General features: G+C 50.3%; 17 protein-coding genes. 9 read left to right on the top strand and 8 right to left on the bottom strand.

What is annotated here, in order from left to right; all coding sequences use genetic code 11:
* The first annotated feature begins 40 nt into the window (after window positions 1–40).
* Both QUE34_RS25125 and blc read left to right on the top strand, forming a co-directional pair.
* Window positions 41–1,174 carry a BlaEC family class C beta-lactamase gene (locus tag QUE34_RS25125; RefSeq protein ID WP_103253416.1) on the top strand — a complete coding sequence of 378 codons (1,134 nt, stop codon included), beginning with the start codon at window positions 41–43 and terminating at the stop codon, window positions 1,172–1,174.
* An 88-nt stretch (window positions 1,175–1,262) separates the two neighbouring features.
* A complete protein-coding gene (blc, locus tag QUE34_RS25120; RefSeq protein ID WP_001238369.1) occupies window positions 1,263–1,796 on the top strand; it encodes a lipocalin Blc in 534 nt (177 codons plus the stop codon).
* Here the strand turns inward: blc and sugE are convergent.
* The 4 genes from sugE to efp all read right to left on the bottom strand — a co-directional run bounded on the left by sugE (window position 1,793) and on the right by efp (window position 3,285).
* Window positions 1,793–2,110, bottom strand: a complete 318-nt coding sequence (gene sugE / locus QUE34_RS25115; RefSeq protein ID WP_000118482.1) for a quaternary ammonium compound efflux SMR transporter SugE — start codon at window positions 2,108–2,110, stop codon at window positions 1,793–1,795. The genes blc and sugE overlap by 4 nt on opposite strands.
* Window positions 2,111–2,284: 174 nt before the next feature.
* Window positions 2,285–2,431 (bottom strand): lipoprotein toxin entericidin B, encoded by a 147-nt coding sequence (ecnB, locus tag QUE34_RS25110; RefSeq protein ID WP_000239596.1) that lies wholly within the window; start codon window positions 2,429–2,431, stop codon window positions 2,285–2,287.
* A gap of 110 nt (window positions 2,432–2,541) precedes the next feature.
* Complete coding sequence (gene ecnA / locus QUE34_RS25105; RefSeq protein WP_000977757.1) at window positions 2,542–2,667, bottom strand: lipoprotein antitoxin entericidin A; 126 nt, start codon at window positions 2,665–2,667, stop codon at window positions 2,542–2,544.
* Between the two features lie 51 nt (window positions 2,668–2,718).
* On the bottom strand, window positions 2,719–3,285 hold the full coding sequence (gene efp, locus QUE34_RS25100) for an elongation factor P (protein ID WP_000257278.1): 567 nt from the start codon (window positions 3,283–3,285) through the stop codon (window positions 2,719–2,721).
* A gap of 41 nt (window positions 3,286–3,326) precedes the next feature.
* Between efp and epmB the strand changes: the two genes are divergently transcribed.
* The gene (gene epmB / locus QUE34_RS25095) at window positions 3,327–4,355 is read left to right on the top strand and encodes an EF-P beta-lysylation protein EpmB (RefSeq protein ID WP_000940517.1); all 1,029 of its coding nucleotides are present in this window, start codon (window positions 3,327–3,329) and stop codon (window positions 4,353–4,355) included.
* Between the two features lie 234 nt (window positions 4,356–4,589).
* Window positions 4,590–5,459 carry a YjeJ family protein gene (locus tag QUE34_RS25090; RefSeq protein WP_032304350.1) on the top strand — a complete coding sequence of 290 codons (870 nt, stop codon included), beginning with the start codon at window positions 4,590–4,592 and terminating at the stop codon, window positions 5,457–5,459.
* Between the two features lie 49 nt (window positions 5,460–5,508).
* Here the strand turns inward: QUE34_RS25090 and QUE34_RS25085 are convergent, their stop codons facing one another.
* The 3 genes from QUE34_RS25085 to QUE34_RS25075 form a co-directional block, all read right to left on the bottom strand.
* A complete protein-coding gene (locus tag QUE34_RS25085) occupies window positions 5,509–5,862 on the bottom strand; it encodes a DUF4156 domain-containing protein (protein ID WP_000558209.1) in 354 nt (117 codons plus the stop codon).
* A gap of 137 nt (window positions 5,863–5,999) precedes the next feature.
* Window positions 6,000–7,646: a chaperonin GroEL gene (groL, locus tag QUE34_RS25080; RefSeq protein WP_000729117.1), complete on the bottom strand. Its 1,647-nt coding sequence runs from the start codon at window positions 7,644–7,646 to the stop codon at window positions 6,000–6,002.
* Window positions 7,647–7,689: 43 nt separating this feature from the next.
* Entirely contained in the window at window positions 7,690–7,983 is a 294-nt protein-coding gene (locus tag QUE34_RS25075; RefSeq protein ID WP_001026276.1) for a co-chaperone GroES, read from the bottom strand.
* A gap of 275 nt (window positions 7,984–8,258) precedes the next feature.
* Here QUE34_RS25075 and yjeH point away from each other — a divergent pair, with 275 nt between their 5' ends.
* Entirely contained in the window at window positions 8,259–9,515 is a 1,257-nt protein-coding gene (gene yjeH, locus QUE34_RS25070) for an L-methionine/branched-chain amino acid transporter (RefSeq protein WP_032185731.1), read from the top strand.
* A 15-nt stretch (window positions 9,516–9,530) separates the two neighbouring features.
* Here yjeH and QUE34_RS25065 read toward each other — a convergent pair whose 3' ends face one another.
* Complete coding sequence (locus QUE34_RS25065; RefSeq protein ID WP_001267448.1) at window positions 9,531–10,007, bottom strand: FxsA family protein; 477 nt, start codon at window positions 10,005–10,007, stop codon at window positions 9,531–9,533.
* Between the two features lie 336 nt (window positions 10,008–10,343).
* Here QUE34_RS25065 and aspA point away from each other — a divergent pair, with 336 nt between their 5' ends.
* From aspA to dsbD, 4 genes are all read left to right on the top strand, one after another.
* Window positions 10,344–11,780 (top strand): aspartate ammonia-lyase, encoded by a 1,437-nt coding sequence (gene aspA, locus QUE34_RS25060; RefSeq protein ID WP_000069437.1) that lies wholly within the window; start codon window positions 10,344–10,346, stop codon window positions 11,778–11,780.
* Between the two features lie 117 nt (window positions 11,781–11,897).
* Window positions 11,898–13,199, top strand: coding sequence for an anaerobic C4-dicarboxylate transporter DcuA (dcuA, locus tag QUE34_RS25055; protein ID WP_000961957.1), 1,302 nt, complete (start codon window positions 11,898–11,900; stop codon window positions 13,197–13,199).
* Between the two features lie 114 nt (window positions 13,200–13,313).
* Entirely contained in the window at window positions 13,314–13,652 is a 339-nt protein-coding gene (gene cutA, locus QUE34_RS25050) for a divalent cation tolerance protein CutA (RefSeq protein ID WP_032304347.1), read from the top strand.
* Window positions 13,628–15,325: a protein-disulfide reductase DsbD gene (gene dsbD / locus QUE34_RS25045; RefSeq protein ID WP_032304345.1), complete on the top strand. Its 1,698-nt coding sequence runs from the start codon at window positions 13,628–13,630 to the stop codon at window positions 15,323–15,325. Before cutA ends, dsbD begins: the two co-directional genes overlap by 25 nt.
* The last annotated feature ends 5 nt before the right edge of the window (window positions 15,326–15,330 follow it).

The raw sequence follows: 15,330 nt of genomic DNA, 5'->3' as shown, positions 1-15,330 counted from the left end.
CCCGCCTATGGCGGGCCGTTTTGTATGGAAACCAGACGCTATGTTCAAAACGACACTCTGCGCCTTATTAATTACCGCCTCTTGCTCCGCACTTTCCGCCCCGCAACAGCTCAACGAGATTGTGCATCGCACAATTACCCCGCTTATAGAGCAACAAAAGATCCCCGGTATGGCGGTGGCGGTGATTTATCAGGGCAAACCTTATTACTTTACCTGGGGCTATGCGGACGTAGATAAAAAGCAGCCCGTCACGCAGCAAACGCTGTTTGAGTTAGGCTCGGTCAGCAAAACATTTACGGGCGTGCTTGGTGGCGACGCTATTGCGCGAGGGGAAATCAACCTAAGCGATCCCGCAACAAAATACTGGCCTGAACTTACCGCTAAACAATGGAATGGGATCACACTATTACATCTTGCGACCTACACCGCTGGCGGCCTGCCGTTACAGGTGCCGGATGATGTTAAATCCTCAAGCGACTTGCTGCGCTTCTATCAAAACTGGCAGCCTGAATGGGCTCCAGGAACACAACGTTTGTATGCCAACGCCAGTATCGGTTTGTTCGGCGCACTGGCTGTGAAGCCGTCTGGTTTAAGTTTTGAGCAGGCGATGCAAACTCGTGTCTTCCAGCCTCTCAAACTCAACCATACGTGGATTAATGTGCCGCCCGCAGAAGAAAAGCATTACGCCTGGGGATATCGCGAAGGTAAGGCAGTGCATGTTTCGCCAGGAGCATTAGATGCTGAAGCTTATGGTGTGAAGTCGACCATTGAAGATATGGCCCGCTGGGTGCAAAGCAATTTAACCCCCCGTGATATCAATGAGAAAACACTTCAACAAGGGATACAACTGGCACAATCTCGCTACTGGCAAACCGGCGATATGTATCAGGGCCTGGGCTGGGAAATGCTGGACTGGCCGGTAAATCCTGACATTATCATTAACGGCAGTGACAATAAAATTGCACTGGCAGCACGCCCCGTAAAAGCGATTACGCCCCCAACTCCTGCAGTACGCGCATCATGGGTACATAAAACGGGGGCGACCGGCGGATTTGGTAGCTATGTCGCGTTTATTCCAGAAAAAGAGCTGGGTATCGTGATGCTGGCTAACAAAAATTATCCCAATCCAGCGAGAGTTACCGCCGCCTGGCAGATTCTCAACGCTCTACAGTAAAATTTCATCGGGTCCGAATTTTCGGACCTTTTCTCCGCTTTTCCTTGCTGTCATCTACACTTAGAAAAAAACCAGTAAGGAAACATTTATGCGCCTGCTCCCTCTCGTTGCCGCAGCGACAGCTGCATTTCTGGTCGTTGCCTGCAGTTCTCCTACGCCGCCGCGTGGCGTGACAGTAGTGAATAATTTCGACGCCAAACGTTATCTCGGTACCTGGTATGAGATTGCCCGTTTTGATCACCGCTTTGAACGTGGACTGGAAAAAGTCACCGCAACATACAGTCTGCGGGATGATGGCGGCCTGAATGTCATTAATAAAGGCTATAATCCTGACAGAGAAATGTGGCAGCAGAGTGAAGGGAAAGCGTACTTTACCGGCGCACCAACTCGCGCTGCGCTGAAAGTGTCATTCTTTGGCCCTTTCTATGGCGGTTATAACGTTATTGCACTCGATCGGGAATACCGCCATGCGCTGGTTTGCGGCCCGGACCGCGACTACCTGTGGATACTCTCCCGCACGCCAACCATTTCTGACGAAGTGAAACAGGAGATGCTGGCAGTCGCGACCCGGGAAGGGTTTGATGTCAGTAAGTTTATTTGGGTACAGCAGCCCGGTAGTTAATGAGTGCTGAGTTTCAGACCAATAATCCCCAATACGATTAACGCCAGACTCGCCAGGCGCATCGGATTAGCGGACTCACCGAGCAGCACAATGCCGGTGATGGCCGCGCCGACTGCGCCAATACCCGTCCACACGGCATAAGCCGTCCCTACCGGTAGCGATTTCATCGCCCAGGCAAGTAGCGCCATACTGACAATCATCGCCGTCACGGTAATAACACTTGGCGTCAAACGACTAAAGCCGTGGGTATATTTCAGGCCAACGGCCCATACCACTTCCAGCAGGCCAGCAATAACTAAGATAATCCAGGACATATCAGGCTCCGGAGAATTGGGGCCGTCCCCGGTGAAAAGAGGCGTTTGCAGGTCGTCCTGCAAAGCTGATGGTTGAACGGGTATTTTGCCAGGTGGCAGGGGAATTTCAACTATTACCTTAGTGACTATCGCAAAAAAACAAACGGCACGACACAGCTGTCGTACCGTTATTGCTTATTGCTGTGCTTTTGTTGCTGCACCAGAAATCGCGTTACCGCCATCAGAGATATCTTCACCAACGCCACGCGTGGTGTTGCAGGCAGTTAATACTGTTGAAAGCACCAGAACAGAAAAGATCGCTGCAATTGTCTTCTTCACCATAACGTCTTCCTTTTAGGTAATGTTATTTATGTTTGCCTATAGCAAATTAATAATAGACAACATCGCCAAAAATGATGGAAATCTGATGATTTTTCGGAAGAGAAGAAAAATTAGCTGGCAGCGCGGGAGATGGAGTTGCCGAGATGTTTGATATCTTCGCCGAAACCGCGAGCGGTGTTACAGCCCGTGAGCAGCGTGCTGGCAAGCAAAACAAGAACGATAAGGCGTTTCATCATCTCTGACCAGAATAAGTGATGGTGCAGCCAACAGGCCGCACCAAAACCGCATTACTTCACGCGAGAGACGTATTCACCAGAGCGGGTATCCACTTTGATGACTTCGCCGATCTGCACGAACAGCGGAACTTTAACCACAGCGCCAGTAGACAGGGTAGCCGGTTTGCCGCCAGTACCTGCGGTATCCCCTTTCAGGCCTGGATCGGTATCAACGATTTCCAGTTCAACAAAGTTCGGCGGAGTAACGGAGATCGGCTGACCATTCCACAGAGTTACGATACACTCTGCCTGATCCAGCAACCATTTAGCGTTGTCGCCAATTGCTTTTGCATCAGCAGACAGTTGCTCGAAAGTTTCGTTGTTCATGAAGTGCCAGAACTCACCGTCGTTGTACAGGTAAGTCAGGTTCATATCGACAACATCAGCGCCTTCAGCGGAATCAGTAGATTTGAAGGTTTTTTCTACGCGAGTACCGGTCAGCAGACGACGCAGTTTAACGCGAGCAAATGCCTGGCCTTTACCCGGTTTTACGAATTCACTCGCTTCAACCGCGTAAGGTTCGCCGTCTAACATGATTTTAAGACCAGCACGAAAATCGTTGCTATAGTACGTTGCCATAAGGCCCTCTGAAATTTGTTAATTGGTAGCTAAGCCACAAAATGGCGCATATTGTAACCCTAAATACCCCATCCAGAGAAGATTGGTTAACGCAACTTGCCGATGTTGTGACCGATCCTGATGAACTTCTGCGTCTTTTGAATATAGACGCGGACGAAAAACTGTTGGCCGGACGCAGCGCCAAAAAGCTGTTTGCCCTGCGTGTGCCCCGCTCATTTATCGATCGCATGGAGAAAGGCAATCCGGACGATCCACTTTTGCGTCAGGTACTTACCTCGCAAGATGAGTTTGTCGTCGCGCCCGGATTCTCCACCGACCCGCTGGAAGAACAGCACAGCGTAGTGCCAGGTTTGTTGCATAAATACCACAACCGGGCGCTATTGCTGGTCAAAGGCGGCTGTGCGGTAAATTGCCGCTATTGCTTCCGTCGCCATTTCCCGTATGCCGAAAATCAGGGCAACAAGCGTAACTGGCAGACTGCACTAGAGTATGTTGCTGCGCATCCGGAACTGGACGAGATGATTTTCTCCGGCGGCGATCCATTGATGGCGAAAGATCACGAGCTGGACTGGTTGCTTACACAACTGGAAGCCATCCCGCATATCAAACGTCTGCGGATTCACAGCCGTCTGCCGATTGTGATCCCGGCACGCATCACAGATGCGCTGGTTGAACGCTTTTCACATTCTACGCTGCAAATCTTGCTGGTGAATCACATCAACCATGCCAATGAGGTAGATGAAACATTCCGCCAGGCGATGGCTAAGTTGCGCCGGGTAGGCGTTACTTTGCTGAACCAGAGCGTTCTGTTACGTGGTGTGAACGATAACGCACAAACGCTGGCAAACCTGAGTAATGCGTTGTTCGATGCGGGCGTGATGCCGTATTACCTGCATGTGCTCGATAAAGTGCAGGGCGCGGCGCATTTTATGGTGAGTGATGACGAAGCCCGGCAGATTATGCGTGAGTTGCTGACGCTAGTATCTGGATATATGGTGCCGAAACTGGCGCGCGAGATTGGCGGCGAACCCAGTAAAACGCCACTGGATCTCCAGCTACCCCAGCAGTAACTGATTAAACAGGGAAGTTTAATCTTTGCACGTTGCATAACCTTTAATTATTCATATACATTGCTGTTATTACTTTTTATATAACCAACACCAATAATTAACCTTTCTTTTCTGTTTATATAGAGTGAGTACGGCTATTTATGTTATTTTAACAACTATTACTACCAAGCCCATTTATCTGGCTTATAAATTAAAATTAATTATTTAATTGAGAAATGGTTAGGGAGAACCTACATGGCCATAAGCATCAAGGGAGTTAATACCGGTGTTATTCGCAAGAGTAATAATTTCATTGCACTGGCGCTGAAAATTAAAGAGCCTCGCAATAAAGAATCGTTGTTCTTTCTGTCTGTCATGGAACTGCGCGACCTGCTGATTGCGCTGGAAAGCCGTCTGCATCAAAAGCATAAACTGGATGCTGCAGCACGCCTTCAGTATGAGCAAGCTCGCGATAAAGTCATTAAGAAAATGGCAGAAAATATCCCAGAAATTCTGGTTGATGAGCTTAAAAATGCCGATATTAATCGTCGAGTTAACACGCTGGAACTTACCGATAATCAGGGCGAAAATCTTAGCTTCGTATTAACGTTACATGACGGTAGCAAATGTGAGTTAGTCGTCAATGAGTTGCAGATTGAAATGCTGGCGCGAGCAATCATTCATGCAATTAATAATGCGGAAATGCGCGAACTGGCATTACGTATTACATCACTCTTAGATTTCCTGCCGTTATACGACGTTGACTGCCAGGACAATGGCAATCTGGAATATGACACCTATTCCCAACCGGAATGGAAACATAACTTGTTCAACCATTATCTGGCAGTGCTTTATCGCTTTAAAGATGAAAATGGCAAAGAGCAATTTAGCGGCGCGGTGGTGAAAACGCGTGAAGCAACGCCGGGTAAAGAAGTGGAGGCGATCACTCGCCGAATGCTTGATTTCAGCCCTAGACTGAAAAAACTCGTGGGTGTGCCATGTCAGGTCTATGTTCGCACCGTAGCGGCAAATAACACCCAACCGCTAACCCAGGATCAATGCTTACGCGCGCTGCATCACTTACGTGTTCAGTCCATCAGCAAAAGTGCACCACAAGCGAAATAATCTCATCTTTGCTAATGCGAGGCTGGAGTCATCCAGCCTCTGAATCACATCAATTCGGGCACTTATATACCTGGCCGATAATCTGGCTATCCGTCGGGACAAAACTGGACAACATCCCCTGCGACGGGCTGCTGATACCATAAATCACGTTACCGCCCATTGCTGCCGCCTGGTTGCGCAGATCGTTTGCTGCGCCGCGCATAGAACCGCCCTCTTCACCGTGTTGCCCGGAAAGCCAGTTGCTTTGCTTACCTGTCGCAGTACCAATCAGCTGGCACTCTGCGCCTGGCTGCTCGTCCACAATGCGTACACTCTGACCGGCAGCACTCAATTCGTTGCTGGAGCTACAACCCGCCATCAGTAGCGCGGCACCGACAATCCCTGCTAAGTATTTTACGTGCATGTTATTCCCCATAATCAATGAGCTGGACGCCACTCGCGTCGTCCGTGTCTGAATCTTATACTAGAAAGATGACCAAAAGAAAAACCCCCAGACATTTCTGCCCGGGGGTTTGTTTATTTCTGCGAGGTGCAGGGCAATTACATCATGCCGCCCATGCCACCCATGCCGCCCATACCGCCAGCAGCGCCTAAGTCAGCTGCATCGTTTTTCGGCAGGTCGGTAACCATGCACTCGGTGGTGATCATCAGGCCAGCCACAGAAGCCGCGTACTGCAGAGCAGAGCGGGTTACTTTGGTTGGGTCCAGGATACCCATGTCGATCATGTTGCCGTATTCTTCGGTTGCTGCGTTGTAACCGTAGTTGCCGTCGCCGCCTTTAACGGTGTTAGCAACAACAGACGGTTCTTCGCCGCAGTTCAGGACGATCTGACGCAGCGGAGCTTCCATTGCACGCAGTGCAACTTTGATACCTACGTTCTGGTCTTCGTTCTGACCACGCAGGTCTGCCAGCTTAGACGCTACGCGGATCAGCGCAACACCACCACCAGCAACCACGCCTTCTTCTACCGCAGCACGGGTCGCGTGCAGGGCGTCTTCAACGCGTGCTTTTTTCTCTTTCATTTCAACTTCGGTAGCAGCACCAACTTTGATAACTGCAACGCCGCCTGCCAGTTTCGCTACGCGCTCCTGCAGTTTTTCACGGTCGTAGTCAGAAGTTGCTTCTTCAATCTGCTGACGGATCTGAGCAACACGGCCCTGGATTGCAGCTTCTTCACCCACGCCATCGATGATAGTGGTGGTGTCTTTGTTGATCACAACACGTTTAGCCTGACCCAAGTCTTCCAGGGTTGCTTTTTCCAGCTCCATACCAATCTCTTCAGAGATCACGGTACCGCCAGTCAGGGTTGCGATATCCTGCAGCATAGCTTTACGACGATCGCCGAAGCCCGGTGCTTTAACCGCAGCGACTTTCACGATGCCACGCATGGTGTTAACAACCAGAGTTGCCAGCGCTTCGCCTTCTACATCTTCAGCGATGATCAGCAGCGGTTTGCCTGCTTTTGCAACGGCTTCCAGAACCGGCAGCATTTCACGGATGTTGGAGATTTTCTTGTCAGCCAGCAGGATGAACGGGCTTTCCAGTTCTACTGCGCCAGTTTCCGGCTTGTTGATGAAGTAAGGAGACAGGTAACCACGGTCGAACTGCATACCTTCAACCACGTCCAGTTCGTCCTGCAGACCAGTACCGTCTTCAACGGTGATAACGCCTTCTTTACCGACTTTGTCCATCGCTTCAGCGATCAGTTTACCTACGGTTTCGTCGGAGTTAGCGGAGATGGTACCAACCTGAGCAATCGCTTTAGAGTCAGAGCACGGTACGGACAGGGCTTTCAGTTCTTCAACTGCAGCGGTAACGGCTTTGTCGATACCACGTTTCAGGTCCATCGGGTTCATGCCCGCAGCAACAGCTTTCAGGCCTTCAGTGATGATAGCCTGAGCCAGTACGGTTGCGGTGGTGGTACCGTCGCCTGCAGCGTCGTTCGCTTTAGAGGCAACTTCTTTCACCATCTGCGCACCCATGTTTTCGAACTTGTCTTCCAGTTCGATTTCACGAGCAACGGAAACACCATCTTTGGTGATGGTCGGTGCACCGAAAGATTTATCCAGAACTACGTTACGGCCTTTCGGACCGAGGGTAACTTTCACTGCATCTGCCAGTACGTTTACGCCGCGCAGCATTTTCACACGAGCGTCGTTACCGAATTTTACGTCTTTAGCTGCCATTATCTTTATTCCTTAAATTCGTATGTTCAGTGTCGTGCGCGGATTACGCTTCAACAATTGCCAGAATGTCGCTTTCGGACATGATCAACACTTCTTCATTGTCGATCTTCTCAGATTTCACACCGTAGCCATCGTTGAAAATAACGATGTCGCCAACTTTCACATCCAGCGGCTTCACTTCGCCATTTTCAAGGATACGGCCATTGCCGACAGCCAGCACTTCGCCACGGGTAGATTTAGCCGCTGCAGAGCCGGTCAGAACGATGCCGCCAGCAGATTTAGTTTCAACTTCTTTACGCTTGACGATCACGCGATCATGCAATGGACGAATATTCATTGATAACTCTCCTTTGAGAAAGTCCGTATCTGTTATGGGTGACGCCGGACCTTACGTGGTTTCCCGGCTGGTGACCAGAGAAATGGGGGTGAGGCTTCGCCCCTTCAAGGGGGAAAATGAAAAAAAATTCTGATCAGCACAAAATCGGGTGAAAACACTGATTCACCTCACATTTCATCGCAATTTCTTCATCGCCGTCATAAGCGAATCTGATTGTGCTACCATCGAAAATCTACGCAGTTGCCCAAAATTTGGGCGCAATCGGACATCAACCCATGAGTGGACTCAAACAAGAACTGGGGCTGGCCCAGGGCATCGGCCTGCTATCGACGTCATTATTAGGCACTGGCGTGTTTGCCGTTCCTGCGTTAGCTGCACTGGTAGCAGGCAATACCAGCCTGTGGGCGTGGCCCGTTTTGATTATCTTAGTGTTCCCGATTGCAATTGTGTTTGCGATTCTGGGTCGCCACTATCCCAGTGCAGGCGGCGTCGCACACTTCGTCGGTATGGCGTTTGGTTCGCGGCTTGAGCGAGTCACCGGCTGGTTATTTTTATCGGTCATTCCCGTGGGTTTGCCTGCCGCGCTACAAATTGCTGCCGGGTTCGGCCAGGCGATGTTTGGCTGGCATAGCTGGCAACTGTTGTTAGCAGAACTCGGTACGCTGGCGTTGGTGTGGTATATCGGTACTCGCGGTGCCAGTTCCAGTGCTAATCTACAAACAGTTATTGCCGGACTTATCGTCGCGCTGATTGTCGCTATCTGGTGGGCGGGCGATATCAAACCTGCGAATATCCCCTTCCCTGCACCTGGTAATATCGAACTTACCGGGTTATTTGCTGCGTTATCAGTGATGTTCTGGTGCTTTGTCGGTCTGGAAGCATTTGCCCATCTTGCCTCGGAATTTAAAAATCCAGAGCGTGATTTTCCTCGTGCTTTGATGATTGGTCTGCTGCTGGCAGGATTAGTCTACTGGGGCTGTACGGTAGTCGTCTTACACTTCGACGCCTATGGTGAACAAATGGCGGCAGCAGCATCGCTTCCAAAAATTGTAGTGCAACTGTTCGGTGTAGGAGCGTTATGGATTGCCTGCGTGATTGGCTATCTGGCCTGCTTTGCCAGTCTCAACATTTATATACAGAGCTTCGCCCGCCTGGTCTGGTCGCAGGCGCAACATAATCCTGACCACTACCTGGCACGCCTCTCTTCTCGTCATATCCCGAATAATGCCCTCAATGCGGTGCTCGGCTGCTGCGTGGTGAGCACGTTGGTGATTCATGCTTTAGAGATCAATCTGGACGCACTTATCATCTATGCCAATGGCATCTTTATTATGATTTATCTGTTATGCATGCTGGCAGGCTGTAAATTATTGCAAGGACGTTATCGACTACTGGCGGTGGTTGGCGGGCTGTTATGCGTTCTGTTACTAGCAATGGTCGGCTGGAAAAGTCTCTATGCGCTGATCATGCTGGCGGGGTTATGGCTGTTTCTGCCAAAACGAAAAACGCCGGAAAATGGCATAACCACATAATCCGGCGTTTCGGCATTAATCCTGGCGATCGTCTTTATGATCAAGGCGGTCGCGCTCATCATCCTTTCGCTGGTACTCACCATCAAAAGTATTACCGCCACCGGTCCCTGCGCTAAAACCGCCGCCTGGCATGCGAGAAAAGCGCAAATGCGGCATCAACTTCACTGTCAGATGCTTTTGCACCGGCGGTAATAAAAGCAGAAGACCGAGGAAGTCGGTGAAAAAGCCCGGTAATAAAAGCAGCAAACCGGCAATGATCAGCGAAACACTTTTAATCATCTCCGCCGCTGGGTTTTCACCTGCCGCCATTTTTTGCTGCATCAGCACGAAATTCTTAAAGCCCTGGTTACGTACCAGTGACATACCAATAACTGACGTGAATATAACCAGTACGAGGGTCAGCAATACCCCCAATACATGGGCAACCTGAATAAAGATTGAAATCTCAATATAGACATAAAGGAAAATGGCAATAAAAGGTAACCAGCGCAAAGGTTTCTCCTGTAATAGCAGCCGGTTAAACCCGGCTACCTGAATGGGTTGCGAATCGCGTTCAGCTTATATTGTGGTCATTAGCAAAATTTCAAGATGTTTGCGCAACTATTTTTGGTAGTAATCCCAAAGCGGTGATCTATTTCACAAATTAATAATTAAGGGGTAAAAACCGACACTTAAAGTGATCCAGATTACGGTAGAAATCCTCAAGCAGCATATGATCTCGGGTATTCGGTCGATGCAGGGGATAATCGTCGGTCGAAAAACATTCGAAACCACATATATTCTGTGTGTTTAAAGCAAATCATTGGCAGCTTGAAAAAGAAGGTTCACATGTCAAACAACATTCGTATCGAAGAAGATCTGTTGGGTACCAGGGAAGTTCCAGCTGATGCCTACTATGGTGTTCACACTCTGAGAGCGATTGAAAACTTCTATATCAGCAACAACAAAATCAGTGATATTCCTGAATTTGTTCGCGGTATGGTAATGGTTAAAAAAGCCGCAGCTATGGCAAACAAAGAGCTGCAAACCATTCCTAAAAGTGTAGCGAATGCCATCATTGCCGCATGTGATGAAGTCCTGAACAACGGAAAATGCATGGATCAGTTCCCGGTAGACGTCTACCAGGGCGGCGCAGGTACTTCCGTAAACATGAACACCAACGAAGTGCTGGCCAATATCGGTCTGGAACTGATGGGTCACCAGAAAGGTGAATATCAGTACCTGAACCCGAACGACCATGTTAACAAATGTCAGTCCACTAACGACGCCTACCCGACCGGTTTCCGTATCGCAGTTTACTCTTCCCTGATTAAGCTGGTAGATGCGATTAACCAACTGCGTGAAGGCTTTGAACGTAAAGCTGTCGAATTCCAGGACATCCTGAAAATGGGTCGTACCCAGCTGCAGGACGCAGTACCGATGACCCTCGGTCAGGAATTCCGCGCTTTCAGCATCCTGCTGAAAGAAGAAGTGAAAAATATCCAACGTACCGCTGAACTGCTGCTGGAAGTTAACCTTGGCGCAACAGCAATCGGTACTGGTCTGAACACGCCGAAAGAGTACTCTCCGCTGGCAGTGAAAAAACTGGCTGAAGTCACTGGCTTCCCATGCGTACCGGCTGAAGACCTGATCGAAGCGACCTCTGACTGCGGCGCTTATGTTATGGTTCACGGCGCGCTGAAACGCCTGGCTGTGAAGATGTCCAAAATCTGTAACGACCTGCGCTTGCTCTCTTCTGGCCCACGTGCCGGCCTGAACGAGATCAACCTGCCGGAACTGCAGGCGGGCTCTTCCATCATGCCAGCTAAAGTAAACCCGGTTGTTCCGGAAGTGGTTAACCAGGTATGCTTCAAAGTCATCGGTAACGACACCACTGTTACCATGGCAGCAGAAGCAGGTCAGCTGCAATTGAACGTTATGGAGCCGGTCATTGGCCAGGCTATGTTCGAATCCGTTCACATTCTGACCAACGCTTGCTACAACCTGCTGGAAAAATGCATTAACGGCATCACTGCTAACAAAGAAGTGTGCGAAGGTTACGTTTACAACTCTATCGGTATCGTTACTTACTTGAACCCGTTCATCGGTCACCACAACGGTGACATCGTGGGTAAAATCTGTGCCGAAACCGGTAAGAGTGTACGTGAAGTCGTTCTGGAACGCGGTCTGTTGACTGAAGCGGAACTTGACGATATTTTCTCCGTACAGAATCTGATGCACCCGGCTTACAAAGCAAAACGCTATACTGATGAAAGCGAACAGTAATCGTACAGGGTAGTACAAATAAAGAAGGCACGTCAGATGACGTGCCTTTTTTCTTGTGAGCAGTAACTTAAAAATAACAATCTAATATCAACTTGTTAAAAAACAAGGAAGGCTAATATGCTAGTTGTAGAACTCATCATAGTTTTGCTGGCGATCTTCTTGGGCGCCAGATTGGGGGGAATAGGTATTGGTTTTGCAGGCGGATTGGGGGTGCTGGTTCTTGCCGCTATTGGCGTTAAACCCGGTAACATCCCGTTCGATGTCATTTCCATTATCATGGCGGTTATCGCCGCTATTTCTGCCATGCAGGTTGCTGGCGGTCTGGACTATCTGGTTCATCAGACAGAAAAGCTGCTGCGCCGTAACCCGAAATACATCACGATCCTCGCACCGATCGTGACCTATTTCCTGACTATCTTTGCTGGTACTGGCAACATCTCTCTGGCGACACTGCCAGTTATCGCTGAAGTTGCGAAGGAACAAGGCGTTAAACCTTGCCGTCCGCTGTCTACTGCAGTGGTATCCGCGCAGATTGCGATCACCGCATCGCCAATCTCAGCAGCAGTGGTTTACATGTCTTCCGTGATGGAAGGTCATGGCATCAGCTACCTCCATCTGCTCTCCGTGGTCATCCCGTCCACCCTGCTGGCGGTTCTGGTGATGTCCTTCCTGGTCACTATGCTGTTCAACTCCAAACTCTCTGACGATCCGATTTATCGCAAGCGTCTGGAAGAGGGCCTGGTTGAACTGCGCGGTGAAAAGCAGATTGAAATCAAATCCGGTGCAAAAACGTCCGTCTGGCTGTTCCTGCTGGGCGTAGTTGGCGTTGTTATCTATGCAATCATCAACAGCCCAAGCATGGGTCTGGTTGAAAAACCGCTGATGAACACCACCAACGCAATCCTGATCATCATGCTCAGCGTTGCAACTCTGACCACCGTTATCTGTAAAGTCGATACCGACAACATCCTCAACTCCAGCACCTTCAAAGCAGGTATGAGCGCCTGTATTTGTATCCTGGGTGTTGCGTGGCTGGGCGATACTTTCGTTTCCAACAACATCGACTGGATCAAAGATACCGCTGGTGAAGTGATTCAGGGTCATCCGTGGCTGCTGGCCGTCATCTTCTTCTTTGCTTCTGCTCTGCTGTACTCTCAGGCTGCAACCGCAAAAGCACTGATGCCGATGGCTCTGGCACTGAACGTTTCTCCGCTGACCGCTGTTGCTTCTTTCGCTGCGGTGTCTGGTCTGTTCATTCTGCCGACCTACCCGACGCTGGTTGCTGCGGTACAGATGGATGACACGGGTACTACCCGTATCGGTAAATTCGTCTTCAACCATCCGTTCTTCATCCCGGGTACTCTGGGTGTTGCCCTGGCTGTTTGCTTCGGCTTCTTGCTGGGTAGCTTCATGCTGTAATGACCAATCGCGGGGCTTCAGGCCCCGCTTTCTTTCCCGCCGACTAACATCCTTCCCCCGTCCGTTGTATAGTGACCTCTCTCTTGCGGTTCCATCTGTTCTTGCGAGGTGTTTATGCTTGATGAAAAAAGTTCGAATACCGTGTCTGTCGTGGTGCTATGTACCGCACCGGATGAAGCGACAGCCCAGGATTTAGCCGCCAAAGTGCTGGCGGAAAAACTGGCAGCCTGCGCGACCTTGATCCCCGGCGCGACCTCTCTCTATTACTGGGAAGGTAAGCTGGAGCAAGAATACGAAGTACAGATGATTTTAAAAACTACCGTATCTCACCAGCAGGCACTGCTGGAATGCCTGAAGTCTCATCATCCATATCAAACCCCGGAACTTCTGGTTTTACCTGTTACACACGGAGACACAGATTACCTCTCATGGCTCAACGCATCTTTACGCTGATCCTGCTACTTTGCAGCACTTCCGTTTTTGCCGGATTATTCGACGCGCCGGGACGTTCACAATTTGTCCCCGCGGATCAAGCCTTTGCTTTTGATTTTCAGCAAAACCAACATGATCTTAATCTGACCTGGCAGATCAAAGACGGTTACTACCTCTACCGTAAACAGGTCCGTATTACGCCGGAACACGCGAAAATTGCCGACGTGCAGCTGCCGCAAGGCGTCTGGCATGAAGATGAGTTTTACGGCAAAAGCGAGATTTACCGCGATCGGCTGACGCTTCCCGTAACCATCAACCAGGCGAGTGCGGGAGCGACGTTAACTGTCACCTACCAGGGCTGTGCTGATGCTGGTTTCTGTTATCCGCCAGAAACCAAAACCGTTCCGTTAAGCGAAGTGGTCGCCAACAACGCAGCGTCACAGCTTGTGTCTGTTCCGCAGCAAGAGCAGCCCACCGCGCAATTGCCCTTTTCCGCGCTCTGGGCGTTGTTGATCGGTATTGGTATCGCCTTTACGCCATGCGTGCTGCCAATGTACCCACTGATTTCTGGCATCGTGCTGGGCGGTAAACAGCGGCTCTCCACTGCCAGAGCATTGTTGCTGACCTTTATTTATGTGCAGGGGATGGCACTGACCTATACGGCACTGGGTCTGGTGGTTGCCGCCGCAGGGTTACAGTTCCAGGCGGCGCTACAGCACCCATACGTGCTCATTGGCCTCGCTATCGTCTTTACCTTGCTGGCGATGTCAATGTTTGGCTTGTTTACCCTGCAACTCCCCTCTTCGCTGCAAACGCGCCTCACGCTGATGAGCAATCGCCAACAGGGCGGCTCACCTGGCGGTGTGTTTGTTATGGGGGCGATTGCCGGACTGATCTGTTCACCATGCACCACCGCACCGCTTAGCGCGATTCTGCTGTATATCGCCCAAAGCGGGAACATGTGGCTGGGCGGCGGCACGCTTTATCTCTATGCGTTGGGCATGGGCCTGCCGCTGATGCTAATTACCGTCTTTGGTAACCGCTTGCTGCCGAAAAGCGGCCCGTGGATGGAACAAGTCAAAACCGCGTTTGGTTTTGTGATCCTCGCACTGCCGGTCTTCCTGCTGGAGCGAGTGATTGGTGATATATGGGGATTACGCTTGTGGTCGGCGCTTGGCGTCGCGTTCTTTGGCTGGGCCTTTATCACCAGCTTACAGGCCAAACGTAGCTGGATGCGCATTGTACAAATTATACTGCTGGCGGCGGCGCTGGTTAGCGTGCGCCCATTACAGGATTGGGCATTTGGTGCAACTAACATTGCGCAAACTCAGGCGCATCTCAACTTTACGCAAATCAAAACGGTGGATGAATTAAATCAGGCACTCGCCGAAGCCAAAGGTAAACCAGTGATGTTAGATCTCTATGCTGACTGGTGCGTCGCCTGTAAAGAGTTCGAGAAATACACCTTCAGCGACCCTCAGGTGCAAAAAGCGTTAGCAGACACGGTCTTACTTCAAGCCAACGTCACTGCCAACGACGCCCAAGATGTGGCGCTGTTAAAACATCTCAATGTCCTTGGCCTACCGACAATTCTCTTTTTTGACGGACAAGGCCAGGAGCATCCACAAGCACGCGTCACGGGCTTTATGGATGCTGAAACCTTCAGCGCACATTTGCGCGATCGCCAACCGTGAACGAC

Origin of the sequence: Escherichia sp. KS167_9B, assembly GCF_030295215.1 — a bacterium.
Classification (GTDB): Bacteria; Pseudomonadota; Gammaproteobacteria; order Enterobacterales; family Enterobacteriaceae; genus Escherichia; species Escherichia coli_F.
This window is presented reverse-complemented; position numbering and strand designations above follow the sequence as displayed.

What these genes read in the sequence shown, in the direction of transcription:
- QUE34_RS25085 (WP_000558209.1), bottom strand. Translation starts at nt 5,862, where the DNA reads ATGCACGTAAAATACTTAGCAGGGATTGTCGGTGCCGCGCTACTGATG.
- efp (WP_000257278.1), bottom strand. Translation starts at nt 3,285, where the DNA reads ATGGCAACGTACTATAGCAACGATTTTCGTGCTGGTCTTAAAATCATG.
- epmB (WP_000940517.1), top strand. Translation starts at nt 3,327, where the DNA reads ATGGCGCATATTGTAACCCTAAATACCCCATCCAGAGAAGATTGGTTA.
- ecnA (WP_000977757.1), bottom strand. Translation starts at nt 2,667, where the DNA reads ATGATGAAACGCCTTATCGTTCTTGTTTTGCTTGCCAGCACGCTGCTC.
- dcuA (WP_000961957.1), top strand. Translation starts at nt 11,898, where the DNA reads ATGCTAGTTGTAGAACTCATCATAGTTTTGCTGGCGATCTTCTTGGGC.
- cutA (WP_032304347.1), top strand. Translation starts at nt 13,314, where the DNA reads ATGCTTGATGAAAAAAGTTCGAATACCGTGTCTGTCGTGGTGCTATGT.
- dsbD (WP_032304345.1), top strand. Translation starts at nt 13,628, where the DNA reads ATGGCTCAACGCATCTTTACGCTGATCCTGCTACTTTGCAGCACTTCC.
- groL (WP_000729117.1), bottom strand. Translation starts at nt 7,646, where the DNA reads ATGGCAGCTAAAGACGTAAAATTCGGTAACGACGCTCGTGTGAAAATG.
- ecnB (WP_000239596.1), bottom strand. Translation starts at nt 2,431, where the DNA reads ATGGTGAAGAAGACAATTGCAGCGATCTTTTCTGTTCTGGTGCTTTCA.
- blc (WP_001238369.1), top strand. Translation starts at nt 1,263, where the DNA reads ATGCGCCTGCTCCCTCTCGTTGCCGCAGCGACAGCTGCATTTCTGGTC.
- sugE (WP_000118482.1), bottom strand. Translation starts at nt 2,110, where the DNA reads ATGTCCTGGATTATCTTAGTTATTGCTGGCCTGCTGGAAGTGGTATGG.
- QUE34_RS25075 (WP_001026276.1), bottom strand. Translation starts at nt 7,983, where the DNA reads ATGAATATTCGTCCATTGCATGATCGCGTGATCGTCAAGCGTAAAGAA.
- yjeH (WP_032185731.1), top strand. Translation starts at nt 8,259, where the DNA reads ATGAGTGGACTCAAACAAGAACTGGGGCTGGCCCAGGGCATCGGCCTG.
- QUE34_RS25125 (WP_103253416.1), top strand. Translation starts at nt 41, where the DNA reads ATGTTCAAAACGACACTCTGCGCCTTATTAATTACCGCCTCTTGCTCC.
- QUE34_RS25090 (WP_032304350.1), top strand. Translation starts at nt 4,590, where the DNA reads ATGGCCATAAGCATCAAGGGAGTTAATACCGGTGTTATTCGCAAGAGT.
- aspA (WP_000069437.1), top strand. Translation starts at nt 10,344, where the DNA reads ATGTCAAACAACATTCGTATCGAAGAAGATCTGTTGGGTACCAGGGAA.